The organism is Actinomyces provencensis (assembly GCF_900155435.1).
GTDB classification, from domain to species: domain Bacteria; phylum Actinomycetota; class Actinomycetes; order Actinomycetales; family Actinomycetaceae; genus Pauljensenia; species Pauljensenia provencensis.
In genome coordinates, this window is the sequence record NZ_LT700212.1 from 1,819,626 (window position 1) to 1,845,100 (window position 25,475).

Sequence of the window (25,475 nt, forward strand, 5' to 3'; positions counted from 1 at the left end):
CGGGCCCGGACGGGAAGTGCCCCTGCGTGCGGGGTCGTCACGGCCCGATCCCCAGTGAGATGAGACCGGGGTAGAGGGCGAACAGCACCGTGACGGGCAGGATGAGGAACACGACGGGGACGAGCATGGCGATCTCGCGCCGGCCGCCCTGCTCCATGAGCCTCTGACGCGATGCCTCGCGGATGTCACGAGCCTGGTCGTGGAGGACTGCGGCCAGGGGTGTCCCCCTTTCGATCGCGGTCACCAGTGTCAGGCAGAGCCGGTCCAGGGAGGGGGAGTCATTGCGTGCGGCCAGGTCGTGGAGCGCACGGGTGGTGGGGCGTCCGAGACGGATCTCCTGGGCCGTGGCCTCCAGTTCCAGAGCCAGGGAGGAGGTGGAGGCATGCGCCACCCGCGACAGGGCACCCGGGACGGACTCCCCCGCGCCGATGGAGAGCGCGACGAGTTCGGAGGCATCGGGCACCTGGGCGTCCAGCAGCCTCTGACGGGTCCTCGCGCGCATGCCCAGCACCTGGTCCCACAGGGCGGCACCGATCAGGCCACCGACCACCATCAGCGGTGGGAGGACCAGCGGGCCCGCGCCCCTGCCCGTCCCCGCCGCTGCCACGACAGCTGCCGCGAGCACCATGCCGAGCACGGCGGAGGCGAACTGCTGCAGGCGGAAGGACCCGATCGTGCCGGCACGGCCCAGGAGCACCAGACGCCTCTCGACGCTCTCCGTCGTGGACCCCAGTGACTCCGCGACCCCGACCAGGCGTCCGCGCAGGGACCGCGCCATCTCCCGGGCGACCCCACCACGTGCACGCCCGGGCATCCCCTGGGCCGCACGTGTCGCAAGGTCGGGACGGCTCGTCCTCCAGGCACCGGCGACTGCCAGGATCCCGGTCCCGATCCCGAGTCCCGAGGCTGCTGCCCACGCGAGCGCGGTCATCGCAGGAACCTCCGCTCCGTGGGCAGGCGCCCGATGCGCTGCATGGCGAGGTAGGCGACGACGGTCGCCAATGCACCCCCGACGAGGACGAGGACGCCCTGCGGGGTGGAGTAGGCCCGGGCCGCCTGGGTCTGGGCGGAGATGATGACGAGCACCAGCCAGGGCGCCACCACGCCGAGCCTGGCCGCGTTGACGGTCCAGGACTGGCGTGCCTCCAACTCCCCGCGCACACGGGACTCCTCACGCAGGAGGACGCCCAGGTCGCGCAGCAGTGCGGACAGGTCGGACCCGCCCACCTCCCGCGCCAGGCGCAGTGCCTCGATGATCCGGTCAGCCACCGGGTCGGCAAGACGGTCCTTGAGGCGTGCGAGGGCGATGTCGAAGCGCCCGTCCGCACGGTAGTCCACGGCGAAGCGCTCGAACTGGGGGCGCAGCGCCGGGGGACCGGAGTCCGCGAGGTCGACCAGCAGTTCGGGCAAACCGCCCCCACTGCGGACCCCCGCCACCAGGGAGTCGACGATGTCGGGCCACGCCGCACGCGCGGTCGCGACCCGGTGGCGGGAGCGCGAGAGGACGACGGCCGCCGGGAGGGGCAGGGCCATGAGTGCCACCGCCGCGGACACACTCCACGCACCGGTCCAGGCCAGCACCACCAGGAAGACGCTCACGGAGACCGCCACGGCAATCCCGGCCAGCCGCAGGGGGGTGAGACCGCGGATCCCGGAGCGCACCACCTCGTCCTGCCAGCGCAGGTACCATCCGGGCCTGCCCTCGCCCCACGCGGGCATGCCCACCCATGCGGCGAGGACCAGGACGATTCCTCCTCCCAGAGTGAGCCCGACCAGGACGGCACTCATGACACACCCTCCGACAGGAGATGGGAGAGGTCGTGTCCTGCGGCGGCGAAGCGGCCGTGTTCCTCCAGACCACCGCTGCCCCGGTGCATCGTCACCCCGTCGTGGCTCCACAGCTCGGAGATCTCGATGCTGGTCCCCTCCGAGCGTCCGGGGACCGAGACGACCTCCGCCAGGTACCTCCTGCCCGAGGGGTCCCGGTGCACGTGGCACACGAGGTCGATGCAGGACGCCAGCGTGGGGACGACGAACGCGGAGGTCACGTTCTCCCCGGCCAGGAGCGGCAGGAGCGACAGCTTGGTGAGCGCCTCACGCGCGGAGTTCGCGTGCAGGGTCGCCATGCCCGGGATGCCCGCGTTGAGCGCCAGGAGCAGGTCGAGGGCCTCGGGTCCGCGCACCTCCCCCACCACCAGGCACTCCGGCCGCATGCGCAGGGTCTCGCGCACGAGGTCGCGCAACGTCACCTCGCCCAGCCCTTCAAGGTTCTGCGGCCGCGTCTGCAGGGCCACGCAGTCCCGCTGGCTGAGGGAGAGTTCGAAGACCTCCTCAGCGGTGATGACACGCCGGGTGCGGGGCAGCTCTCCTGCGAGAGCCCGGAGCAGGGTCGTCTTCCCCGCCTGGGCGGCCCCCGAGACGAGCACCGACAGGCCGGAGTCGACGGCTGCCGCGAGGAAGTCCGCCACGTGGGCGGGCACCATCCCGGCCCCGACCAGATCGGCGAGTGTGCGGGCACGCTGGACGTGCTTGCGGATGTTGACGGCCCAGTGGCGCCCGGCCACCGGCGGGATGACGACGTGGAGTCGTTCCCCGCCCCGCAGGGTCGCGTCGACGAAGGGCAGGGAGAGGTCGAGTCGACGCCCGGAATGGTGGAGCATCCGCTCGACCAGGTCGCGCACCTGCTGGTCACTGAGGATCACCGTGGTGAGTTCGGGGACGCCCTCGCGGGCCACGAACACACGTGAAGGTTCGTTGACCCACACCTCTTCCACCCCTGGATCGTCCAGGAACTGCTGGAGGGGACCGAAACCGACGACCTCGGCCAGGAGGGAACGGACCTCGTCCTCCCGGTCGGCGTCGGAGGACTGACCCGGGAAGCGCTCCAGGGCCTCCTCCACCACCTGCCTGACCCCACGGCCGTCGGTGAGGGGGTCGATGCCGCGGGTGCTGAGTGCGTCACGGACCCAGGTCTCGCGCACGTCCCGTTCCAGCGTCTGGACCACGACACCCCCTCACGACGTCGTCGATGACCCTGCCCTCCACGAGGAGCGACCCCGAGGTGTGCTGTACCTTACACACTTTGAACGATCCTGGGAAGGAGGGCTGTTCCCTGTGGACAGTTGACACGGGTGGTCCCGGCCGGCGCCGGGCACCGCCGCGCCCCAGGGTCGCGGGAGCAGCCGGGACGGAGCAGGGGTCACCCCCGGCAGGTGCCCCTTGCGTGCCCGTGACGGGCAGGCACCCGTCGCGCCCCCTCCCCGGCAGGCTCTCCTCGTGCTCCCCTCCGCGGCAGGTGCCGGTGCACTTCCCTCCTGCCTGCTGCCCGGCACCCGGCCCGCATGTACCGTGGGAGGGTGAGCGCTGAGAAGACCCCTCTGGAACTGGCTGCCCTGGCCACTGCCGCCGTCCCCGGCCTGCGGGTGACCGGCCTGCGCCCCCCGCAGTTCAGCGACGAGGTCGTCTCCGTCACGGGAATCATCGACGCCACCGGCAACAAGTGGACGGTGGTGTGCCCCCACGACACGGTGGGCGGCCTCGGCCTGGAGTCCCAGACGGCAGTCCTCTCGCGCCTCGCGCGCGCCAGGGACGCCGGGGAGATCCCCTTCGACGTCCCCCGTCCTGCCGGGTTCACACGGACACCCGAGGGCGGACGCGTCATGGTCCACCGGGACCTGGGCGGACGCTTCATGACCGAGGACGACTTCGCCGACCCCCATGTGCTCCCCGCCTCACTGGGGCGGGCCCTGGCCGCCCTGCACAACCTCCCCGAGTCCGTGTGCACCGGCGTCGACCTGCCCGCCTACTCCGCACAGGAGTGCCGCACACGCCACCTCGCACTCCTCGACGAGGTCGCCACGACCGGTGTGGTGCCCCGCAGCCTCTGGGACCGCTGGGAAGGTGCCCTGGAGGACGTCGCGCTGTGGCGCTTCCGCACGACCCCGGTCCACGGCGATTTCCAACCCACCACGATCCTCGTGGACGACGGATCCGTCATCGGCCTCACCGGCTTCTCCTCGATGCACGTCGGGGACCCGGCGGAGGACATCGCCTGGGTCCTGGCCCGCGCCTCCGACGACTTCCTGGACCGCTTCCAGGAGGCGTACTCGATGGCCCGCGACGCCACCGACCTGCACCTGGTCACACGCGCCCAGCTGCTCTCCGAGCTCGCGGTGGTGCGCTGGCTCGCCCACGGGATCCATGCCGAGGACGACTCGGTCGTGGAGGACGCCACCTCCATGCTCGCCGAGCTCGCCGGGGAACTCGGCGAGGAGCAGTTGGTGCGCCCCAGGGAGAACGGCGCGCCCTCCTCGACCACGTCTGCCCCTGCCCCTGCCCCTGCCGCAGCATCCGCACCCGGGTCGGCATCCGCACCCTCTCCCGCCGACCCGGAGGACGTCGACGAGGGCGGGGCTGCCGCGGAGGACGCTCCGGCACCGGATCGTGCGACGCCGCAGCCGTCCCCCGACCACGACGGGGACGACCACCACTGGGACGCGGACAGCACCGGAGAGAGGTCACCCGGCGCGGACCGGCCCGACCCTCCCGCCCGACCTGCAGCAGCCCCCGTGGACACGGAGTCGGAGACCGGTCCTCTCCCCCTGTCGGAGGCCCCGACGGAGAGACTGGACCTCGAGCACCACTGAGAATCGGCGCCTCCGTGCCCCTGGATACGCAGCGCGAGCAGCGTCACCGGAACCAGCGCGGGCTGCACCGCGCACTCCCCGCTAACGTGGCGGCATGGGCACAACAGCAACGGTCCTGGTGGGCCTGGTCATCCTGATCGGCATCATCGGTGCCGTCGTGCAGGTCTATCCCTCGGGACCGTTCGTGGGTGGCGCCATCCTCGTGTGGGCCATCGCGTGGAACACCCCGGCCGCATGGACGGTCTTCGCCGTGTCGGCGCTGGTCCTCATGGCGGCGCTGGTCGCGAAGTACCTCATCCCCGGCAGACGCCTGGCCCGCTCGGGCATCCCCAACTCGACCCTGCTGTGGGGACTGGCGGCCGCGGTGGTCGGCTTCTTCGTCATTCCCGTGGTCGGGTTCGTCATCGGGCTGGTCCTGGGCATCTACCTCGCCGAGCTGGCACGCCTGCAGTCCCACCAGGCGGCGTGGCCCGCCACCGTCGTCGCACTGCGCGCGGTCGGTCTCTCGGTCGTCATCGAACTGGTCGCTGCTCTCGCCGCGACCGGCGCTTGGGTCGTGGGCCTGTTCCTCGTGTGATCCCGGTGCGCGCGCGGACCACACCCGCCGCTGCCCCGGGCACCACACCCCTGCTCACTCCCGCGCACCACCCCGGGACGCACCCCGCGGCGAGGGCGTCAGGACCGAGGCCGCGACGAGGGTGACAGCGCCCGCGACGGGCAGGACCACCACGGCCGAGCGCAGGGTCGTCGCCTCGACCAGGAGGCCCACCAGGGGTGGGCCCAGCAGGAACGAGAGCCTCATCAGCCAGGTCACGACCGTCAGCCCCACCCCGGCGCGCATGCCGGGGATGTCGTCCGCCGCGTTCATCGCCACGGGGACGATCGCCGCGCACCCCAGGCCGGCCAGCACCATTCCCACCAGCATCGTCCAGACCGCGGGCACCGCTGCCGCCAGGCCCGTGCCCACCACCACGAGGACGCCACCGAGCTGGATGGTCCGGCGCATGCCCAGGGCGTCGATGACGCGGTCCCCACCCAGTCGCCCCACGGTCTGGCTGACCAGCATCGTGACGAAGGCCAGACCGGCGAGCCCTGCGTGCACCCCGAGGAAGTCCCGCATGTACAGCGTCGACCACGTGGAGATGACGTCCTCCACCGCCGTGCCCGAGATGGCCAGCACCGTGAGGGCAGTGATGACCATCAGCCACGGCCACCTCCTGGTGGACACGTGTCCCACCTCCGTGTCGACCGGCGCGTCCGCCGCCCCCGGCGTCGCCACCTCTGCCTCGGTCCCCGGCGTCACAGCGGTCACCGGCCCGATCGACCCGGGTCCGTCGCCGCCCGGCGCGCGGGCCGGCATCCCGGGCGACCCCGGTTCGTCCGTCCCCGGCAGGGCGAAGCGCAGGGCACCCGCACCGACGACGATGAAGACCAGCGCCGCCCCGAGCAGGTGCCACCCCAGGGGGATCCCGAGCCCCACGGCTGCGGACCCCATGAGGCCCCCGGTCACGGCCCCCAGGGACCAGCCGCCGTGGAAGGAGTTGATGATGGAGCGCCCGTAGAGGCGCTGGACCCGCAGCCCGTGGGCGTTCTGCCCCACATCCGTGATCGAGTCCGAGGCGCCTCCCAGGAAGAAGGTCACGGCGAAGAGCACGTAGGCGAGTGTGGCGGAGCCGGGTCCGCCCTCGTCGATGGAGGCCCTCCACACGGTGACCATGCCCACCACGCTGAGCGCGACGCCGATGCAGACGGTTCCCAGCGTCGCGGTGCGGGCCGAGGAGAACCTGCGGATGACCCATGCCGCCAGTGGACCTGCACAGACCGCCCCCAGGGGGAACAGCGCGATGGTGGCCCCGTAGGCGGGGTCCGAGAGGTCGAAGGTGTCCTTGACCTCCGGGTAGCGCGGCACCAGGTTGGCGAAGAGCGCACCATTGGTGAAGAAGAGGGCGAAGACCGCACCCCGGGCACGACGTGCAACCGAGGACGGAGCGGGGCGGGTGGCGGTCATCGGACCTCGTCATCAAGGGGCGGGACAGGCTCCCGACATCCTAGCCGTCCACCCCGGGCACCCCGCACGGACGAGGGCGACCCACCCACCTGGACGCCGTCACGCCCGGGCTTCCGGGGCACCCCTCACGGACGAGTGCGTCCCACCCCGGTACAGCCCGGACGGCACCCGTCCCCGGGAGAACAGATGTCGAGCTGCGAACCCACCCGCCCCCGGCCCGGACAGCACGCCGGCCGGGAGGGGTCCCCCCTCCCGGCCGGCAGTCACCGCGAACCGCGGTCGGTGCCCGGTGTCAGTGCGACCCGGTCATGGTGCGCACGTCGAGTGCCCGGTCCAGGTCCTCCAGGGAGATCTCGCCGCGCTCCACGAAGCCCAGGTCGATGGCGGCCTGGCGCACGGTGATGCCGGCCTTCACCGAGTGCTTGGCGATCTTGGCCGCGTTCTCGTATCCGATGATGCGGTTCAGGGGGGTGACGATGGAGGGCGAGGACTCCGCGTGGCGCAGGCAGGTCTCCACGTTCGCCACGATCCCGTCGACGCAGCGCTCGGCCAGGACGCGGGTCACGTTGCCGAGGATGTTGACCGACTGCAGCAGGTTGGCGGCCATCACCGGCAGCATGACGAGCAGGTCGAAGTTGCCCTGGGCACCCGCGAAGGTGATCGCCGCGTCGTTGCCGATCACCTGGGCGGCGACCTGGACGGTGGCCTCGGGCAGGACCGGGTTGACCTTGCCGGGCATGATCGAGGAGCCCGGCTGGAGGTCGGGCAGGTGGATCTCGCCGATGCCGGTGCGCGGCCCGGAGCTCATCCACCGCAGGTCGTTGGCGACCTTGACCAGGGACACGGCCACCGTGCGCAGCGCGCCGGAGAGCTCCACGAGCGAGTCCTGGGCGGCCTGGGCCTCGAAGTGGTTGTCCGCCTCACGCAGGGGCAGACCCGTGTTCTCCGCGATCAGCTCGATGACGCGGGCCGAGAAGCCCTCGGGCGTGTTGATGCCGGTGCCCACGGCCGTGCCCCCCAGGGGCAGCTCCGCCAGGTGGGGCAGGGTGGCCTCGACGCGTGCGATGCCGTGGGTGAGCTGGGAGGCGTAGCCGGAGAACTCCTGGCCCAGTGTGATGGGGGTGGCGTCCATGAGGTGGGTGCGTCCCGACTTCACGACGTCCCTGAACTCCTCGGCCTTGGCCGCCAGTGACGCCTCCAGGGTGCGCAGCCCGGGCAGGAGGACCTCGTCCACGGCCTGGTAGGCGGCGATGTGGATGGAGGAGGGGAAGACGTCATTGGAGGACTGGGAGGCGTTGACGTGGTCGTTGGGGTGGATCTTCAGCCCCGACGCGTTCGAGGCGATCGTCGCGATGACCTCGTTGGCGTTCATGTTGGAGGAGGTGCCCGACCCCGTCTGGAAGACGTCGATGGGGAACTGGTCGTCGTGGCGGCCGTCGATGACCTCCTGGGCGGCGGCGACGATGGCGTCCGAGGTCGGCTGGTCGATGACCCCGAGCTCCAAGTTGGCCAGGGCCGCAGCGCGCTTGATCTGGCCCAGTGCCGCGATGTGGTGGGGGCTCAGACGCTCCCCCGAGATCGGGAAGTTCTCCACGGCGCGCTGGGTCTGGGCACCGTACAGCGCGTCCTTGGGGACGCGGACCTCACCCATGGTGTCGTGTTCGATGCGGTACTCCGTCATGTCAGTTCTCCTTCGTCCGGGCAACGGGCCACCTCCCATTGTCCGCCATTTCTGTGACGACGGTGGGACCTATTTCCCCCCGCGCGCCCGCAGCAGGAGGTGCACCGGCCCGTCCCACGGGTGTCGTCCCCGTCACGAGGGCGGCTCCCGGGACCCGGCAAATGGCTCCACACCAGCGCAGACATGGGTCCGCCCTCGTCGATGGCGCGCGTCTGGGACCTGCATCCCCACGCCCGTCCCCACCCCGCCCCTAGCGTGGGCGCGTTGTGCGACCGCGAGCGCGAAGGAGCCAGAAGTGACCGAGTTCTTCTACGAGGACATGCTGCCGCTGGGCGAGGACCCCACGCAGTACCGCCTGCTCACCAGCGAGGGGGTCGAGACCGTGGAAGGACCGGAGGGCACGACCTACCTCAAGGTCTCCCCCGAGGCCCTGGAGCTGCTGTCGCGCACCGCCTACCACGACATCTCCTTCTACCTGCGCACAGCCCACCTGGAGCAGGTCCGCCGCATCATCGACGATCCCGAGGCCTCCGCCAACGACCGCTTCGTGGCGCTGGACCTGCTGCGCAACGCCAATGTCGCTGCCGCCGGTGTCCTGCCCATGTGCCAGGACACGGGCACCGCCATCGTCAAGGGATCGCGCGGCCAGCGCATCATCACCGAGGGCACCGACGAGCGCCCCCTGGCCAAGGGCGTCTACGAGGCCTACACCGAGCTCAACCTGCGCTACTCCCAGAACGCGCCGATCTCCATGTACGAGGAGCAGAACACCGGCTGCAACCTGCCCGCCCAGATCGAGCTCTACGCGGACACCGCGCCGGGTGAGGAGGACGAGTACCACTTCCTCTTCATGGCCAAGGGCGGCGGCTCGGCCAACAAGTCCTACCTGTACCAGATGACCAAGGCCATCCTGGACCCCACCCACATGATGCAGTTCCTCGAGGAGAAGATCCGCAGCCTCGGCACCGCGGCCTGCCCGCCCTACCACCTGGCCATCGTCGTGGGCGGGACCTCAGCGGAGTACGCGCTCAAGACCGCGAAGTACGCCTCCGCCCACTACCTCGACGAGCTGCCCACCCACGGGGACGCCACCGCCCACGGGTTCCGCGACCTGGAGCTGGAGGAGCAGGTCCTCGAACTCACCCGCCAGATGGGCATCGGCGCACAGTTCGGCGGCAAGTACTTCTGCCACGACGTGCGCGTGGTGCGCCTGCCCCGCCACGGCGCCTCCCTGCCCGTCGCCATCGCGGTGTCCTGCTCCGCGGACCGCCAGGCGAAGGCGAAGATCACCCCCGAGGGCGTGTTCCTCGAGCAGCTCGACACCGACCCCGGCCGCTTCCTCCCCGCCACCACCGATGCGGAGATCGGGCACGACGAGGACGACGACGCGGTGCGCATCGACCTGGACCAGCCCATGGCCGATGTGCTCGCGGAACTGTCCAAGTACCCGGTGAAGACCCGCCTGTCCCTGAACGGCACCATGGTCGTGGCCCGCGACATCGCCCACGCGAAGATCCGCGAGCGCCTGGAGGCCGGGGAGGAGATGCCCCAGTACCTCAAGGACCACCCCGTCTACTACGCCGGCCCCGCCAAGAAGCCCGACGGGATGCCCTCGGGGTCCTTCGGGCCGACCACCGCCGGGCGCATGGACTCCTACGTCGACCAGTTCCAGGCCGCCGGGGGCTCCATGGTCATGGTCGCCAAGGGCAACCGCTCCCAGGCGGTCACCGACGCCTGTCAGAAGCATGGCGGCTTCTACCTGGGCTCCATCGGTGGGCCCGCCGCGGAGCTGGCCGCCAACTGCATCAAGTCCGTGGAGCTCCTGGAGTACCCGGAGCTGGGCATGGAGGCCGTGTGGAAGATCGAGATCGAGGACTTCCCGGCCTTCATCGTCGTGGATGACAAGGGCAACGACTTCTTCGCCGGCACCCAGGAGGTCACCCTGACGATCGGCAGGCGCCCCGGTCTGTGAGGGTGTGCAACGCCGGAGCCGTGCGGGTCCGGGGCTGAGCAGGACCGGGACCGTGCGGGCATGACGCCGCGCGAGCCCGGAACCGCGCTGGCCCGGGACCGTGGGGGCGTCATCCGACGGGACTGCGAGCAGCTGAGCGGCCACCTGTCCGACGTGTGGGGCGGTCACCGATGAGGTGGCCGCCCCGTCGCCTCCTCAGCCACGGTGGAGTCGGCGGTAGGCGCTGGGCGTCACACCCGTCTCCTGGCGGAAGCGCCGGTTGAAGTTGGAGGCGTTGGAGTACCCGCACTCCTCCTGGACGCGCGACACGGGCAGGTCCGTGGTGACCAGCAGGTGGCAGGCGCGCGAGATCCGCAGTCGCCTCACCAGGTCGGAGAACGTGATCCCGGCCGTGCGGTGGAAGAAGCGGGAGAAGGCCGCGGGGCTCATCGCGACCGCGTCCGCCACGTCCTCCAGGCGCAGTTCGGAGCCGAGTCCGGCGCTGACGAGGGCCAGGGCGGTGTTGAGCCGCTCGGCGGTGTCGGGTGAGTGGTCGGGCAGGTACCCCGGTGTGACGACGGTGTGCCACTCGCCCTCGTCCGCCTCCGCGAAGACCCGGAAGAGGGTGAGCAGGTCCACCACGCGCTCCATCGGGGCGTGGCTGCCCATGCGCTCCAGCACCCCTGCCGCGACGAGGGCGGCGCGCCCCGTGAGGACGGTTCCGTGGGCGGCGCGCGCGAGCACGCGCACGGCGGGGAGCAGCTCCGGGAACACCTCCGCCAGGGCGGCGACCCGGGAGGGGAGTACCTGGCAGACGACGTCGCGCCCGGGCAGGACCTCGCCGGGGGCGAGGTCCGAGATCCAGTTGTGGGGAAGTCCCCCACCCATCAGCGCCACCTGCCCCGGTGCGAACGGGACCAGGGCATCGCCAGCCATCATCAGTCCTGTGCCCCGACGGATGAGGTGGAACTCCGCCTCGGGGTGGTGGTGCCATCGTGCCAGGGGGTGGGGGTGGTCATGTGTGTGCCACCGCAGCACGGTACCCGGTTCGGGCACGATGACCTCCAGGACACCGCGGTCGGGCGGGGAGGTGGTCACCTGTCCATGCTCCCACCACCCCGCCTGACGTGCCGGGGTTCCACCTCAGGAATGGTCCACGGTGATCTGGATCTTGACGTCCCCGGGTCGTCCCTCGGCCACGCGGTCGAAGGCCGCGACCGCGTCGTCCATCGCGAAGGTGTGGGTGATGAACGGTGCCAGGTCGATCCTCCCCGCGGCCACCAGGTCGATGGCACGTTGGTAGACATTGGCGTAACGGAAGATGGTCTCGATCGTGGTCTCGCGTGCCTGGACCTCGGTGACGTCGATGCTGACGGGGTCCACGGGGATGCCCACCAGCACGGTGCGGTTGCCCGGCGCCCCGAGCTTCCACAGGGTCTCGTAGGCGGCAGGAGCCCCCGATGCCTCGAAGACGACGTCCGCGCCCCAACCCGCGGTCTGGTCGTGGACGACCTCCTCCAGGTCCTGGCTGCGCAGGTCCACCGGGACGACTCCCGGGATGCGGGCCGCGATCCCCAGCTTCACGGGTGACACGTCGGAGACGAGGACGCGGGCCGCGCCGCCGGCCAGGGCGGATGCAGCGGTGAGCATGCCCACCGTGCCGCACCCGGACACCACCGCGATGTCACCGGGGTGGATCTGTGCCTTGGTCGCGGCGTGCATGCCGACCGCCAGCGGCTCCAGCAGCGCGCCCTCACCGAAGGTGACGGAGTCGGGGAGGTGGTAGGTGAAGGCGGCGGGGTGGACGACCTCCTCGACCAGGCACCCGTCGTCGGGCGGTGTCGCCCAGAACCTGACAGCGGGATCCACGTTGTACATCCCCATGCGTGCTGCCCGTGAGGACATGTCGGGGACGCCGGGTTCCATGGCGACCCGGTCACCGACAGCGAACCCCTCCACGTCGGGACCGACCTCCAGGACGGTGCCGGCGGCCTCGTGGCCCAGGATCATGGGCTTCTCCACGACGTAGCGACCGATGCGCCCGTGCGTGTAGTAGTGGACGTCGGACCCGCAGATCCCCACGGTGTGGGGGGCGATCCTCAGGTCACCGGGCCCGACGTGCAGGTCCTGGTGGACGTCGCGGATCCTGATCTCGTGCTGCTTCTCCAGGACGACAGCCTTCATGGTGTTTCTCCTTCGAATCGGTTGGGCAGGAGGGGTGGGTGGTGGGGGTGGGTGGTCAGGCGGATGGTGGGACGGCTGCAGGGGTGAGGGGGGCCGGTGCGGACACTGACGCCGCTGCGGTCACCGGTGCCGGTGCGGACGCCGGCGGTGGCGCCGCGACCGGAGCCGAGGCCGGCAACCTGTGTCCGGAGAGGTCGAAACCCGGCTGGGGTGGGTGCACGAGGAAGGTCAGGGCGGATCCGACCAGGTAGAGCCCGGCGTAGGTCCAGCAGACCCCACCCACCCCGACCACCGGCAACAGCACCGTGGCGATGGCGGGCCCTGCGAATGTGGTGAGCCCGGAGGCGAGGTTGTGGGCCGAGATCGCAGCGCCCTTGTGCCGGGGCGCGAGCGCCGGGAAGACGGCCCCCATCGGGACGAAGGCCGTCACGCCGAGACCCAGCAGGACCGCGGCGGCCAGCATGACGCCCATGTTCGCCCCGAACAGCCGCGGCGCGTAGAAGAAGGCGAGGGTCGCAGCGGCACAGAACCAGCAGCCGTACCAGCGCATCTGCCGCATCCAACCGAAGCGGTCCCCCAGGCGTCCCCACATCACGTTGCCGAAGACCGTGACGGTGAACATCGCCGCCCAGATCCTCATCCAGTCGGAGAGGGTGAACCAGTCGGAGGACCCCGGTGTGTTCCCCGTCAGGTACAGGGGCATGATCACGGGGAACCCGTAGAGCGTCAGGTTGCAGATGACGCGGATCACCGCGGCCACGGCGATGCGACGGTCCTCGACGAGGATGGTGGCCCCGCGCGTCAGCTCGCGCAGTTTCTCCGACCGGTCCAGCCCCTCCGAGTCCGCCCTCGCCGGGCTGCGGGGGACCAGGAGGACACAGATGAGCGTGCCCGCCAGTGCCCATCCCAGTGAGAGCCACAGCGTGTGGTACTCCCCGATCCAGGGGACCGTCCAGCTGGGCAGGTAGGCACCCAGGACCCCGATGCCGATGGAGTAGGAGGTCCAGAACCATCCCATCGCCGAACCCAGCCGCGCGGTGTCGACGGTCTGGGCGATGAGCACGACGAAGCTGTAGATGAAGAGGGGGTATCCGACGCCACGCAGCGCATAGACCAGCAGGATCAGGGGGTAGGAGCCCAGTGGCAGTGCCACCGTCAGCAGGACGAGGTGCAGGGTGACCCAGGCGCCGGCACCGACGAGCATGATCCGGCGCGCGCCGAACATCTCGGCCAGCACGCCCGAGGACCAGCCCGCCAACGCTGCGACCAGGCCGTAGCAGGTGAAGACGAGGGACGCCTGGGTCGCCGAGAACCCGAGGTCCACGAGGTACTTGGACAGGAAGGTCAGTTCGAAGCCGTCGCCCGTCATGAAGACGGCGATGGCCACGAAGCCGAAGACCAGTCGGGGATGTGTCCGTGGGTTCACAGGAGGTCACCTCATCGTGTCCGGTCGACGGCCGCTCCGCCGACGTCCCCCAGTCTCGTCACACGACGGGACCCCTCCCAGCACTCCCCATGCCCGGTCCTGGTACTTTCATGCCCCGCCCCTCCGCGTCAGGGTGCAGACGCGGAGGGTCCTAGGCGCCGGGAACAGGAGCGTTGTAGCCCTGACCGATGGCCAGGATCAGCACGAAGACGGATGCGACGGTGAGGAGGCCCAGGAGGATGGAACTCCCCACGAACAGGACGGTCCCCAGTGCCCCCCGGCCGTACCCGGCCCCCCGGGCCAGGCGTTCGGCCTCGTCCAGACGCAGCCCCCGCCCGAGAATGCCGAGCACCACCAGGGCGCCGACAGCCACACGGACCACCGGGGAGGCGATGCCTCCCGTCGCGCCGGACACACCCGGTTGGAAGAGGGCGAGCAGCACCCAACCCAGCCAGAAGGACCACAGCGCCCCTTCCCGCAGGGCGAGCCCCGCGGGCCGCACACGATCCCTGAGACGTCGACCCACCACCAGTGGCACCGCGTGTCCCAGCAGCCACCACACCCCGGCGAGGGGCAGGAGGACGAGGCCGACACCGAAGAGCCAGTTCCCCGCCATCCGGGCGGGGGTGGTGCCCCCGGCGACGCCGAGCACCACGGCTGCGGCCAGCACGGCTGCGCCCAGTGCGAACGTGCCTGCGGGTGTGGGCAGTGTGTTGGCCAGCAGGCCGCGGGACCCGGACAGGCCCTCCGCGGTCGCGTCCTCGTCATGCACGGTGTTCATCGGGAGCTCCGGGTCGGGGCGACGGGTGTCGGGTGGGTGAGGCGCTGGCGGACATGGCGGCCCCGGGTGTCCCGGACCACTCGCCGTGCCAGCCGGCGCGTGGACCGGACAGGGGCAGGCAGGGGCGCCACGCAGTGGTGCACGTCATCCCTCCTCACCACGGATCCAGTCGTTGATGCGGGCGCGCACGGCGTCCCCCTCCTCGTCCATCGCATCGGTGGGTCTCCCGAGGGCGCGGCGCACCCGTCGGCGCCCGTTGCGGGTGGTGAGGAGTGCGTACTCCTTGGTCCCCGCAGCCTCGCCCACGAGGATTCCCCTCGTGAACCAGCGCTCCGCACGGGTCAGCTCGCCACACCCCTCCAGGAGTTCCCCGATCCTCGTGTGGATGTCGGCATCGCGCAGTCTGCGTCGCGCCAGCCCGTCCGCGACGTCCGTGAGGACCTTGAGGTCCTCCCTCGCCGCTGCCACCTCCATCCGGGTGAGCGCAGCGACGTAGGCTCCCCTATCCCCGCCAGGGTCAACCTCCTCCGCGAGGAGTGCCACCTTCTCGGCGTCCTCCCATTCCCCGAGGCCGGCGAAGTCCTCGCCCGCCAGTTCCAGCATGCCCAGCGGGTCCACGTCCTCGTCGAGGACGAATTCGGGATCGCTGACCCACGCCACGAGGGTGTCGGCACGTCCACGGTCGCCGCCGAACCCCCAGTCGAGCTCCTTGAAGTCGTCGTCCGAGATGCGAGTTGTCATGGCTCCCAGTGTCCCAGACCCGGAGGGACCCGGACAGCGGTGCCGTCACAGGGAGACCGGAGGGCCACCCACGACGTCCTCGTCACGACGGGGTGTAGGGGCTCACGACCACCTCGACGCGCTGGAGGTCCTTGACCTCGGAGTAGCCGGTGGAGGCCATGGTGCGGCGCAGGGCACCGACGAAGTTCAGTGATCCGTCCGCCCGGGTGGAGGGCCCGTAGAGGATCTGGCGCATGGTGCCCACGGTGCCGACATGGGCCCGGTGCCCGCGCGGCATGTCGGGGTGGGTGGCCTCCGACCCCCAGTGCCATCCGCGCCCCGGGGCCTCCTCCGCGCGTGCGAGGGCGGCACCCAGCATCACCGCATCCGCGCCGCACGCGATGGCCCGCGTCAGGTCCCCGGACAGGCCGATGCCACCGTCGGCGATGACGTGGACGTAGCGTCCCCCGGACTCGTCCATGTAGTCACGCCGGGCTGCGGCGACATCTGCGATGGCGGTCGCCATGGGGGCGTGCACCCCCAGGGAGCGCCGTGTCGAGTGAGCCGCCCCTCCCCCGAACCCGACGAGGACTCCCGCCGCACCCGTGCGCATGAGGTGCAGGGCAGCGGTGTCGGTGGAGACACCCCCGACGATGACCGGCACGTCGAGCTCGTAGATGAACCGCTTGAGGTTCAGCGGCTCCGAGCGGGAGGAGACGTGCTCGGCCGATACGGTGGTCCCACGGATGACGAAGAGGTCGACCCCGGCGTCGACCACAGCGCGCCAGTAGCGGTGGGTGCGCTGGGGGGACAGCTTGCCGGCCACCACCACCCCGGCCCGGCGGATCTCCTGGAGCCTCGCGGTGATGAGCTCTGGTTTGATGGGCTCGGAGTAGATCTGCTGGAGCCGCGCGATGGAGTTCTCCTCGCGCAGGTGGGCGATCTCCTCGAAGAGCGCCGTCGGGTCCTCGTAGCGTGTCCACAGGCCGTCGAGGTCGAGGACGCCGATCCCCCCGAGCCGCCCGAACTCGATCGCGGTGGTCGGGCTCATCACGGAGTCCATGGGGGCGGCCATGATCGGGATGTCGACGTGGTAGGCATCGATCTGCCACCCGACGTTGACGTCCTCGGGATCGCGGGTGCGCCGTGACGGCACCAGTGCGATGTCGTCGAGCGAGTAGGCCCTGCGTCCGCGCTTGCCCCGGCCGATCTCCACTTCGTTGCTCACGGGTCGATCCTATTCGCACGCGTTGCGGAACGGGTCACGGGAGCCCCACACGGCTGCGGGCCCGTCGCGTCGGGGACCGGGTGTGACCGGCCGCAGGCGGCAGCATCCCCGAAGCGGACAGGTGTCGCCCGGGGAGCAGGGGTCACCGGGCCTCGATGAGTCGGGGACGGGGGCCTTCGAGCCTCGCGACGGAGATCTTCACCTCCGTGACCTCCCGCCGCAGGCCCTCCAGGCCGACATCGAGCTTGTCGAGCCGCCCGTCGATGCCGTCGAGCCTGCCATCGAGTTGGTCGAACCTGCTGGTGACCGCGTCGAAGCGGAGGGCGGACTCGGAGCGCACAGCGGCGTCACCACTGGCCATCTCCGCACGCAGGGTGGACCCCAGCCCCGCCATCTCCTCACGCAGGGCGGTCCCCAGCCCCGCCATCTCCTCACGCAGGGCGGTCCCCAGCCCCGCCATCTCGGCACGCAGGGCCGCATCCCCACTCGCGATCTCCGCACGCAGGGAGATCGCCAGACCTGCGATCTCACCGCGTGTCTCGGTGTCCCCCTCGACGATCTCGCGATGCAGCGAGTCCCTGGTGTCACGCAGCTCGTTCTCGATCCGGAGGAAGCGGTCGTCCAGCCGGGCCTCCATCCTGGTGCTGCTCATGTGGAAGTAGGTCAGGAGCGCGATCAACGCCGCGCCGACCGTGCCGATCGTCGTGATGATCTCCGCACTCACCGTGACCACGTCCCCATTCTGCCCGACCCATCGGCGGATGCCAACGGTGGAGCCAGCTTCCCGGCGACCCCTCGTCCCTGCCAGTCCTGGTGCCCACGGTTGTGGACGGACGACGGGCCGCAGGGGCAGTTGTGGACAGTTCCGCTCCCGCGCACGTCCGGGGGAGGCCTCCTGGCCGGGGAGTTGGGGGAGATGCGCCCTCCGTCCCCCAGGTGCACATGCCGTGGCGCACACTGTGGGCACGGGAACAGAGCGACCGAGGAGGAGACGTGAACTGGACGGAAGCACCCTGGCTGGGCTTCGACACCGAGACGACCGGGGTCGACGTCGCACGTGACCGGCTGGTCACCGCAGCACTGGTCCTGAGGCCGGGTGGCATGGATGCCTCGGCACCGGACCGGGAGAGGACCTGGTTGGCCGACCCCGGGGTGGAGATCCCCGGCGCTGCCACCGAGGTCCACGGGATCTCGACCGAGCGGGCACGTGAGGAGGGCCGCCCCGTCGTGGACGTCCTCGACGAGGTCGCGACCACGCTCGTCGACCACTGGCGCCAGGGCAACCCAGTGGTCGCCTTCAACGCCTCCTACGACATCTCACTCGTCAACAACGAGTTGCGTCGCCACGGGCTGGGCTCCTTCGAGGAGCGCCTCGGCACTGGCCCCGCACCCGTCGTCGATCCCCTGGTGCTCGACCGGGCCCTGGACCGCTACCGGCGCGGCAAGAAGACCCTCGCCGCCATGGCGCCGGTCTACGGCGTGGAGCTGTCCGAGGACGCCCACACCGCTGAGGTCGACGTGGCCATGACCCTGGACGTCCTGGCTGCCATGGCCCGTCGGTTCCCACGGATCGCCGCCATGGACGGTGCCGAGCTCCACGCCTTCGAGGTGGACGCCCACCGCACCTGGGCCGTGGACTTCGAGAAGTGGCTGCGTTCCAAGGGACGCGACGCCCACATCTCCCCCCACTGGCCCCAGGGCTGATCGGTCCCACCACGCAGCCGAGTGCGGCCCCGGCACTGCTCCGGGCGATCTGTGCGCGCGTCGCCTCCGCCACTCACTCGGCGGACACGGATCTCCGGGCACGTGGCCGACCGCATGCTGGGCTGGCGCCACAGACACGGCGGCGTCCGGGGTCCCGCAGGACGCCGTCCGGACAGCTGCTCAGTCCGTCACTTGGCCCCGAACCCGTGGTAGTTCGGAGCCTCGGTGGTCATCTGGACGTCGTGGGGGTGGGACTCGCGCAGGCCGGCGGAGGTGATGCGCACGAAGCGACCGTTGCGCCTGACGTCCTCCAGGGTCGGCGCCCCCAGGTAGAACATCGTCTGGTGCAGCCCACCCACCAGCTGGTAGACGACCGCCGCCAGGGACCCGGAGTAGGGCACCTGACCCTCGATGCCCTCCGGCACGATCTGGTCGTCGGAGGAGACATCGGCCTGGAAGTAGCGGTCCTTGGAGTAGCTCTTGCGGCCCCGCGAGCTCATGGCGCCCAGTGAGCCCATCCCACGGTAGAGCTTGTACTGCTTGCCATTGGTGAACACGAGCTCCCCGGGGGACTCCTCGCACCCGGCCAGCAGTGAGCCGAGCATGACCGTGTCCGCGCCTGCCACCAGTGCCTTGCCGATGTCCCCGGAGTACTGGAGCCCTCCGTCGGCGATCAGGGGGACACCCGCGGGACGGCAGGCCTTGGCGGCCAGGTGGATGGCCGTGACCTGGGGGACGCCGACACCCGCGACGACACGGGTCGTGCAGATCGACCCCGGTCCCACACCCACCTTCACCGCGTCCACCCCGGCATCGATGAGCGCCTGGGCGCCCTCCGTGGTCGCGACGTTGCCGCCGATGACCTCGATGCCGTCGAAGGTCGGGTCGGCCTTGAGGCGCCGGACCATCTCGACCTCGAGACGTGCCCCACCGTTGGCGGTGTCCACGACCAGTACGTCGACACCGGCGTCCGCCAGCGCCTGGGCACGCTCCCAGGTGTCGCCCCAGTAACCGATGGCGGCACCGACCACCAGACGACCCCGGGCGTCCTTGGTGGCGTGGGGGTACTGCTCGGTCTTGACGAAGTCCTTGACCGTGATGAGGCCGGCCAGGCGCCCCTGGTCATCGACCAGGGGGAGCTTCTCGATGCGGTGCTCGGCCAGGAGGTTCTTCGCGTCCTCGCGCGAGATCCCGACCTTGCCCGTGATGAGGGGCATGGGGGTCATGCAGTCGCGGACCGTCAGGTGCCCCCAGTCCGCAGCGGGGACGAAGCGGAGGTCGCGGTTGGTGATGATGCCCAGGAGAACGTCATCGTGGTCGACCACGGGGAGGCCGGAGACGCGGTAGTGACCGCACAGCTCGTCGAGCTGCTCGATCGTGGCGTCCGGTCCGGCGGTGACGGGGTCCTCGACCATCCCGGACTCGGAGCGCTTGACCTGACGGACCTGCTGCGCCTGGTCCTCGATGGAGAGGTTGCGGTGCAGGATCCCGATCCCGCCCTGGCGGGCCATGGCGATGGCCATGCGCGCTTCGGTGACGGTGTCCATCGCCGCGGAGACGAGGGGGACGTGCAATGAGATCTTCTTGGTCAGTCGCCCCGTGGTGTCCACGTCCGCGGGCACCACATCGGTGAGCTCGGGAAGGAGCAGGACGTCGTCGTAGGTCAATCCGGTCAGGCCGAACGGGTCGGTCGCGTCATAGTCACCCATGGCCCAAGTTTAGGTGGGGCCCACCCCCCACCCCGACGCGAGAGTGGTCACACCCCACGGGGGCGTCGTCGCTGCCGGGAGGGGGAAGGGACCCGTGACGTGGTCCGACACGCACCACCCGGACCCACACGTCCGGCACTGTGGCCTCCCCCGGGGGACGGGGCCGGGCCCACCTGTGCGCGCACGAGGGCGGACACCGCGTGCGCGGACACCGCGTGTCCGGACACACCGTGGGCCCCGCCGGCCCAGTGGCGGCCCCGCGGGGCCGCAGCCCTCAGTCCAGCGGGGCCAGGAGCCCGTCCCTGATCGCCGTGGCGAAGGTCGGGGTCACGGGCAGGCGCGGCAGGAGCAGCATCTGGGCGACGTGGTAGGCGTCGGGCTTGCCCGGCCACGTACGGGTACCGGGCGCATTCTCGGGAGTGAGCTCGTGGTACCAGCGTCCGGGTGCTTCCCGCAGGTACTGGTCGGCGTAGGCCACCCAGGTGGCGAAGTCCTTGCTCAGGGACTCGATCTCCTCCTCGTGTCCGCCCTCGTCGGCGAGGACGCGGCCCAGCACCACGGCGGCACCGATGCCCTCGCACAGCACCCAGTGCATGCGCTCGCGCACCACTGGCGTCCCGTCGAAGTCGGTCGTGTAGACGAAGCCGGGCGCACCGTCGACGTCCCAGCCGTCCTCGACCGCGCGTGCGAAGAGGTGACGGGCGCCGTCGAGCATCCACTCACCGGGTTCCTCACCCAGCGCCAGCAGGGCCGCGCGGGCCTGCAGCATGAGCCTGGACCATTCGATGCCGTGCCCGGGGGTGACGCCGAAGGGCCGGAAGGGGTGTGCGGGCTGGTCACGGTTGTAGTCGGGGAGGACCTTCCAGTCGGCCGTGAAGTGCTCGGGGATGCGCCAGTTGCGTTCCTGGGCGCGGTCGTGGACGAAGAGGAGGATGCCGCGGGCACGGTCCAGCCACTTGCGGTCCCCCGTCACGTCCCAGGCGGAGAGGTAGCACTCGGTGGTGTGCATGTTGGCGTTGATGCCGCGGTAGTCCTCGGTCTCCGTGAAGGCGACGTCCCAGGACTCGCGCACGCGCCCGAACTCGGGCTCCCACCAGAAACGGTCCTGGGCGTCCAGGGCGGCGTCGAGGAGCTCCTGGCCACCGGGGCGACCGGCGGCCACCGCCGAGGTACCGGCCAGGACGACGAATGCGTGGGCGTAGGCCTCCTTGCGGGTTCCCTCCCAGGGGATGCCCGCGCCGTGCTCGTCCGTGCCGTGGGCGATCGCGGAGTACCAGCCGCCGTGCTCCTCGTCGTGGAAGGGACCCCTCAGGGCGGCGATCCCGTGGTCGGCGAGCTCCGCGGCACCCTCGATGCCCTGCAGGGCCGCCAGGCAGAAGACATGCGTCATGCGGCAGGTGATCCACAGTTCGACGGGGCGTGAGGTGTCGACCTCACCCTCGGGTCCCATGTAGCCGAACCCGGTCGCAACCCGTGAGTTGCGTGCGAAGTCGACGACCGCACGGAACTCGGTGTCGAACTCTGCGCGGACTGCTCGATCGTCCCAAGGGGTGTCCATCGAAGGCCTTTCTGGCGGGGTGCGTCGTTGCGGGCCCGTCATCGGGACCCCAGCCAAAATTAGGCTCTTGTGACTGATCTGTGGGTGGTTGGGCGGGTCTGGACGGGTGCACGCCGTTCTCTCGTCTATGTTCCTGGCTTGTCGAGAGTCAGTAACGAAACAGGGAGAACGGCGTGCAGGAAACCACCCTATGGCGAGGGCTGCTGGGAGTCGAGAAGACCACGGTCGTCGAGCAGGTCGAGTATGACGCGGACGAGGGCATCGTGGTCGCGTCGGTGCGTGCGTCGGGGAAGCTGAGGCCTCGGTGCGGGAGGTGCGGCAGACGTGCTGCCCGTTACGACCTCGGTGAGGGGCTGCGGCGGTGGAGGGCGCTGGACCTGGGCCCTGTCCCGGTGTGGCTGGAAGCGGAGGCGCCGCGTGTGAAGTGTACTGAGCATGGGGTGATCGTCGCGCAGGTGCCGTGGGCGCGTCACGGTGCCGGACACACGAGGTTCTTCGACGATCAGGTCGCGTGGTTGGCGACAGTGTCCTCGAAGTCTGCCGTGAGGGAGTTGATGCGCATCGCGTGGCGCACGGTCGGAGCGATCGTTGCCCGCGTGTGGGACGACACCGCCGCCGAGACCGACCTGTTCGCCGGGCTCACCCGCATCGGGATCGATGAGATCAGCTACAAGAAGGGCCACAAGTACCTCACCGTCGTCGTCTGTCACGACACCGGCCGACTCGTGTGGGCAGCGCCTGGGCGGGACAAGAAGACGCTGCGAGCCTTCTTTGACGCCCTGGAGGCCTCCGGGGCGGGCAGGTGCGCCCAGGTCACGCATGTCAGTGCGGACGGGGCGGACTGGATCGGCGACGTCGTGGCGGAGAAGTGCCCTCATGCAGTGCGCTGCGCTGACCCGTTCCACGTCGTCAAGTGGGCCACCGACGCCCTGGATGAGGTGCGCCGGCAGGCATGGAACGATGCCCGCAAGGCCGCCCGGGGTGAGCCGCGCCGCAACGTCGGCAGACCTCGCAAAGACGCACCCGCCAGACCCGCCAACGACACAGCCCGCAGGTTGAAGAACTCACGCTACGCGCTGTGGAAGAACCCTGAGGATCTCACCGAGAGGCAGACCGAGAAGCTCGCCTGGATCGCGCAGACCGACCCCAGGTTGCACCGCGCCTACCTCCTCAAAGAAGGACTACGGGTCGTCTTCAAGCTGCCCTACGAGCAAGCCATCGACGCACTGGAGCGGTGGATCTCCTGGGCCAGGCGATGTCGTATCCCCGCCTTCGTGAAACTCCAACGCTCGATCGTGAAACACCGCGAGAGGATCCTCGCCGCGATCGAGCACGGACTCTCCAACGGGCGCATCGAGTCCGTCAACACCAAGATCCGACTCATCACCCGCGTCGCGTTCGGGTTCCGCTCACCCGACGCACTCATCGCCCTGGCCATGCTCACCCTCGGCGGCCACCGCCCCACCCTCCCCGGCCGACCATGACCCACGGAAGAGTCAGAAGCGCCCAAAATTACCACCGCTGGACAGCTGCGACGTCCTGCCCGGCTCAGTCCTCCAGCAGTTGCTCCTCACCCTGGGTGGCCTTCGCGCGCGCCAGGGCCACGGTCTCGTCCACGCAGGCGGAGAGGGTGCGCACCCGTTGGACGTGCTGGTCGAGGACGTGGGGGGAGTCCGCGCCCACCAGGACGATGTCGACCTCCCCGGAACCCGCGATGGCACGCATGAGGCGTTCGCAGGAGGCGCCCCGCCCCATCACCACCGCCACCGAGTCCCCGGCACGCGCACGGTGGGCCGCGAAACGCCCCGATCCCGTGCTCCCCGCATGGGGGCCGGTGGAGATCACGGCGGTCGGGATCCCGTTCCACTGCAGGGCGACGCCTGCCACGTGTGCGGCCAGTGAATGGTCCCGGTCCGCCAGGACCACCACGGGCGCTGCCGCAGGCGTGGGCGCGGTGGGGCAGTGCTCCGAGACGGAGCGGATGACCGCGAGGACCGCGACGGTGAGGAAGGACGAGGGCGCACTGCCCGGTTCCTCCCCCTCGTCGGAGCCGAGGATCGTCTCCATGGCCGGTTCGATGAGGTCGCACCAGGTGTGGACGAGGCCGACGACGGAGACCGAGGCGGCGATGAGACGCTCCAGACGCTCCTGGTCCCGCAGCTTCGCGGCCTCCACCAGGTCCTCGGGACCGGAGGGGACACTCGTCCCCACCAATGCCCTACCCAGGTCCTCATCCGCCAGGGAGAGCACCGTGGCCGCGGCGTCCGCGGCCGCCACTCCGGAGCGGACGAGCTCGAGCATGCGTGAGAGACGCGCGACGTCCTCCGGACGGTACCGACGGTGCGTCCCGGCCCGCCGTTCGGAGGGGCCCAGTCCGTAGCGTCGCTCCCAGGTGCGCAACGTCGAGGCCGACACCCCCAGGCGTGCGGCGACCATCGTCACCGAGAGGGGGACACCGGGGACTGCGCGGATGATCTGCGCCTTGGGCATCCCGTGTCCCCTTCCCCGTCGTGTTCCGGAGTGTTCAGTACTTGTCCGCGGGCCGTCTCCGCCTCCCGCACACCCTTGATTGTCGACGCATCAGGCGTTTCCTGCCACTCGGGCCGCCGGGAACGGGCACCCCGAGGCAGGGACGAGCTGATGGTTGTCAGGCGACATTCAGGAATGGGTCCCAAGCTGGGAGTTTACGGAGAGTTGCTGGACCACTCTTGAATAAGTGGTGCGTAACTCTGTAGCCTTGCCACAGATCGGAACGGCCGGGTGCTCCCACCTGACCATCCCCTCAGACAACGGAAGGTAGGGATCCAATGACCGACGTCTCACGACTCCCCGGACCGATGATCGAAGCCTGGGAATGGCAGTATGACGGTGCCTGCCGCGACATGGACACCGAGCTCTTCTTCCACCCCGAGGGGGAGCGCGGCTCCACCCGTCGGCGTCGCGCAGCAGCCGCGAAGGCCGTGTGCGCCACCTGCCCGGTGATCGAGCAGTGCCGCGAGCACGCGCTGCGCGCCCAGGAGCCCTACGGGATCTGGGGCGGCATGACCGAGGAGGAGCGCCGCGAGTTCCTCCAGCGTCAGCGTCGCACCGCCTGATCCCCACACGCCGGGCCCGGTACCGCACAGGTGCCGGGCCCGACCCGTGTCCGCACGCACGGAAGGGGCCCACCCCCGATGGGGTGGGCCCCTTCCGTCGTACTGTCCGACCTGTGCAGTCGCATCACAGTGACCGCGCGGTGGTCGGGCTGTCGGGCACCCGGTGGCCGGGCGCCCGGCGGCTCAGTGCTCGACGACCGCCAGGACGTCGCGCGCGGAGAGGATGACGTACTCCTCGCCGGCGTACTTGACCTCGGTGCCGCCGTAACGGCTGTAGATCACGGTGTCACCCTCGGAGACGTCCATGGGGACGCGGTTGCCCTTGTCGTCGATGCGACCGGGTCCGACGGCGATGACCTCGCCCTCCTGCGGCTTCTCCTTGGCGGTGTCAGGGATGACCAGACCGGACGCGGTGGTGCGCTCGGCCTCGACCTGACGGATCACGATGCGGTCCTCGAGGGGCTTGATGGAGATCGACACTGTCGTTACTCCCTTTCTGATGTTCGCGCATTGGTGCGCCCCGGTTCCACCCTGCCGTCGCGGGGGTCAGGGTCCGGGGCCCGACCGCGGCTGTGGGCCGCGTTCCGCGCACAAGTCTAGGACGCGGCTGGCACTCTGACAACCCGAGTGCCAACGTCCGTGGTGTCCGCCCTCGTGACGTCCGCGAACCCTTCCGCGCCTGCCGCCGCGCCCCACCGCACCACCGCAGCACGAGGACGGGGAGACCCCGCGCACCCCGTCGGCGCCGCACGGGCCCCCCGGTCCGACCCCACCGGCGCCACGC

At 70.5% G+C, this 25,475-nt stretch carries 22 protein-coding genes; 6 read left to right on the forward strand and 16 right to left on the reverse strand.

From position 1 onward, the window contains the following. Nucleotides 1-37 precede the first annotated feature (37 nt). Genes BQ9890_RS08060 through BQ9890_RS08070 form a run of 3 tightly spaced genes read right to left on the reverse strand, consistent with a single transcriptional unit; the run spans nucleotide 38 to nucleotide 3,005 of the window. Complete coding sequence (locus BQ9890_RS08060) at nucleotides 38-931, reverse strand: type II secretion system F family protein (protein ID WP_075890694.1); 894 nt, start codon at nucleotides 929-931, stop codon at nucleotides 38-40. Beyond that, nucleotides 928-1,788 (reverse strand): type II secretion system F family protein, encoded by an 861-nt coding sequence (locus tag BQ9890_RS08065; RefSeq protein ID WP_075890696.1) that lies wholly within the window; start codon nucleotides 1,786-1,788, stop codon nucleotides 928-930. Before BQ9890_RS08065 ends, BQ9890_RS08060 begins: the two co-directional genes overlap by 4 nt. Continuing rightward, complete coding sequence (locus BQ9890_RS08070; RefSeq protein ID WP_075890698.1) at nucleotides 1,785-3,005, reverse strand: TadA family conjugal transfer-associated ATPase; 1,221 nt, start codon at nucleotides 3,003-3,005, stop codon at nucleotides 1,785-1,787. The genes BQ9890_RS08065 and BQ9890_RS08070 overlap by 4 nt, the downstream gene beginning before the upstream one ends. Nucleotides 3,006-3,356: 351 nt before the next feature. Between BQ9890_RS08070 and BQ9890_RS08075 the strand changes: the two genes are divergently transcribed. Both BQ9890_RS08075 and BQ9890_RS08080 read left to right on the forward strand, forming a co-directional pair. Further along, nucleotides 3,357-4,646 carry a phosphotransferase gene (locus BQ9890_RS08075; protein ID WP_230297882.1) on the forward strand — a complete coding sequence of 430 codons (1,290 nt, stop codon included), beginning with the start codon at nucleotides 3,357-3,359 and terminating at the stop codon, nucleotides 4,644-4,646. Nucleotides 4,647-4,740: 94 nt separating this feature from the next. Next, complete coding sequence (locus BQ9890_RS08080) at nucleotides 4,741-5,223, forward strand: DUF456 domain-containing protein (RefSeq protein ID WP_075890700.1); 483 nt, start codon at nucleotides 4,741-4,743, stop codon at nucleotides 5,221-5,223. 54 nt (nucleotides 5,224-5,277) lie between these two features. On the opposite strand, the gene BQ9890_RS08085 is transcribed toward BQ9890_RS08080, so the two are convergent. Both BQ9890_RS08085 and BQ9890_RS08090 read right to left on the reverse strand, forming a co-directional pair. Next, nucleotides 5,278-6,654, reverse strand: coding sequence for an MFS transporter (locus tag BQ9890_RS08085; RefSeq protein WP_075890702.1), 1,377 nt, complete (start codon nucleotides 6,652-6,654; stop codon nucleotides 5,278-5,280). Between the two features lie 292 nt (nucleotides 6,655-6,946). After that, on the reverse strand, nucleotides 6,947-8,335 hold the full coding sequence (locus BQ9890_RS08090) for a class II fumarate hydratase (protein ID WP_075890704.1): 1,389 nt from the start codon (nucleotides 8,333-8,335) through the stop codon (nucleotides 6,947-6,949). Between the two features lie 295 nt (nucleotides 8,336-8,630). Here BQ9890_RS08090 and BQ9890_RS08095 point away from each other — a divergent pair, with 295 nt between their 5' ends. Further along, a complete protein-coding gene (locus BQ9890_RS08095) occupies nucleotides 8,631-10,307 on the forward strand; it encodes a fumarate hydratase (protein WP_075890706.1) in 1,677 nt (558 codons plus the stop codon). 195 nt (nucleotides 10,308-10,502) lie between these two features. On the opposite strand, the gene BQ9890_RS08100 is transcribed toward BQ9890_RS08095, so the two are convergent. The 7 genes from BQ9890_RS08100 to BQ9890_RS08130 all read right to left on the reverse strand — a co-directional run bounded on the left by BQ9890_RS08100 (nucleotide 10,503) and on the right by BQ9890_RS08130 (nucleotide 17,358). Beyond that, nucleotides 10,503-11,384 (reverse strand): AraC family transcriptional regulator, encoded by an 882-nt coding sequence (locus tag BQ9890_RS08100; RefSeq protein ID WP_075890708.1) that lies wholly within the window; start codon nucleotides 11,382-11,384, stop codon nucleotides 10,503-10,505. A 45-nt stretch (nucleotides 11,385-11,429) separates the two neighbouring features. Next, on the reverse strand, nucleotides 11,430-12,470 hold the full coding sequence (locus BQ9890_RS08105; protein WP_075890710.1) for an NAD(P)-dependent alcohol dehydrogenase: 1,041 nt from the start codon (nucleotides 12,468-12,470) through the stop codon (nucleotides 11,430-11,432). Between the two features lie 55 nt (nucleotides 12,471-12,525). Continuing rightward, nucleotides 12,526-13,896: an MFS transporter gene (locus tag BQ9890_RS08110; protein WP_075890712.1), complete on the reverse strand. Its 1,371-nt coding sequence runs from the start codon at nucleotides 13,894-13,896 to the stop codon at nucleotides 12,526-12,528. Nucleotides 13,897-14,047: 151 nt separating this feature from the next. Beyond that, nucleotides 14,048-14,677 (reverse strand): hypothetical protein, encoded by a 630-nt coding sequence (locus BQ9890_RS08115; RefSeq protein ID WP_075890714.1) that lies wholly within the window; start codon nucleotides 14,675-14,677, stop codon nucleotides 14,048-14,050. Between the two features lie 144 nt (nucleotides 14,678-14,821). Then, nucleotides 14,822-15,418: a hypothetical protein gene (locus BQ9890_RS08120; RefSeq protein ID WP_043536281.1), complete on the reverse strand. Its 597-nt coding sequence runs from the start codon at nucleotides 15,416-15,418 to the stop codon at nucleotides 14,822-14,824. Nucleotides 15,419-15,500: 82 nt separating this feature from the next. Then, nucleotides 15,501-16,625: a GuaB3 family IMP dehydrogenase-related protein gene (locus BQ9890_RS08125; protein ID WP_075890716.1), complete on the reverse strand. Its 1,125-nt coding sequence runs from the start codon at nucleotides 16,623-16,625 to the stop codon at nucleotides 15,501-15,503. 142 nt (nucleotides 16,626-16,767) lie between these two features. Beyond that, entirely contained in the window at nucleotides 16,768-17,358 is a 591-nt protein-coding gene (locus BQ9890_RS08130; RefSeq protein ID WP_075890718.1) for a hypothetical protein, read from the reverse strand. Nucleotides 17,359-17,618: 260 nt separating this feature from the next. Between BQ9890_RS08130 and BQ9890_RS08135 the strand changes: the two genes are divergently transcribed. Next, nucleotides 17,619-18,329, forward strand: a complete 711-nt coding sequence (locus BQ9890_RS08135; protein WP_075890720.1) for an exonuclease domain-containing protein — start codon at nucleotides 17,619-17,621, stop codon at nucleotides 18,327-18,329. A 188-nt stretch (nucleotides 18,330-18,517) separates the two neighbouring features. Here BQ9890_RS08135 and guaB read toward each other — a convergent pair whose 3' ends face one another. Together guaB and BQ9890_RS08145 are read right to left on the reverse strand one after the other, a co-directional pair. After that, on the reverse strand, nucleotides 18,518-20,038 hold the full coding sequence (gene guaB, locus BQ9890_RS08140) for an IMP dehydrogenase (protein ID WP_075890722.1): 1,521 nt from the start codon (nucleotides 20,036-20,038) through the stop codon (nucleotides 18,518-18,520). 274 nt (nucleotides 20,039-20,312) lie between these two features. Further along, the gene (locus tag BQ9890_RS08145; protein ID WP_075890724.1) at nucleotides 20,313-21,596 is read right to left on the reverse strand and encodes an AGE family epimerase/isomerase; all 1,284 of its coding nucleotides are present in this window, start codon (nucleotides 21,594-21,596) and stop codon (nucleotides 20,313-20,315) included. 173 nt (nucleotides 21,597-21,769) lie between these two features. Between BQ9890_RS08145 and BQ9890_RS08150 the strand changes: the two genes are divergently transcribed. Continuing rightward, on the forward strand, nucleotides 21,770-23,080 hold the full coding sequence (locus tag BQ9890_RS08150) for an ISL3 family transposase (RefSeq protein WP_075889109.1): 1,311 nt from the start codon (nucleotides 21,770-21,772) through the stop codon (nucleotides 23,078-23,080). Between the two features lie 64 nt (nucleotides 23,081-23,144). Here BQ9890_RS08150 and BQ9890_RS08155 read toward each other — a convergent pair whose 3' ends face one another. Further along, nucleotides 23,145-24,086, reverse strand: a complete 942-nt coding sequence (locus BQ9890_RS08155) for a MerR family transcriptional regulator (protein WP_075890726.1) — start codon at nucleotides 24,084-24,086, stop codon at nucleotides 23,145-23,147. A gap of 317 nt (nucleotides 24,087-24,403) precedes the next feature. Between BQ9890_RS08155 and BQ9890_RS08160 the strand changes: the two genes are divergently transcribed. Continuing rightward, complete coding sequence (locus BQ9890_RS08160) at nucleotides 24,404-24,691, forward strand: WhiB family transcriptional regulator (RefSeq protein ID WP_075890728.1); 288 nt, start codon at nucleotides 24,404-24,406, stop codon at nucleotides 24,689-24,691. 183 nt (nucleotides 24,692-24,874) lie between these two features. On the opposite strand, the gene groES is transcribed toward BQ9890_RS08160, so the two are convergent. Continuing rightward, entirely contained in the window at nucleotides 24,875-25,171 is a 297-nt protein-coding gene (gene groES / locus BQ9890_RS08165) for a co-chaperone GroES (RefSeq protein WP_075890730.1), read from the reverse strand. Nucleotides 25,172-25,475: the final 304 nt, after the last annotated feature.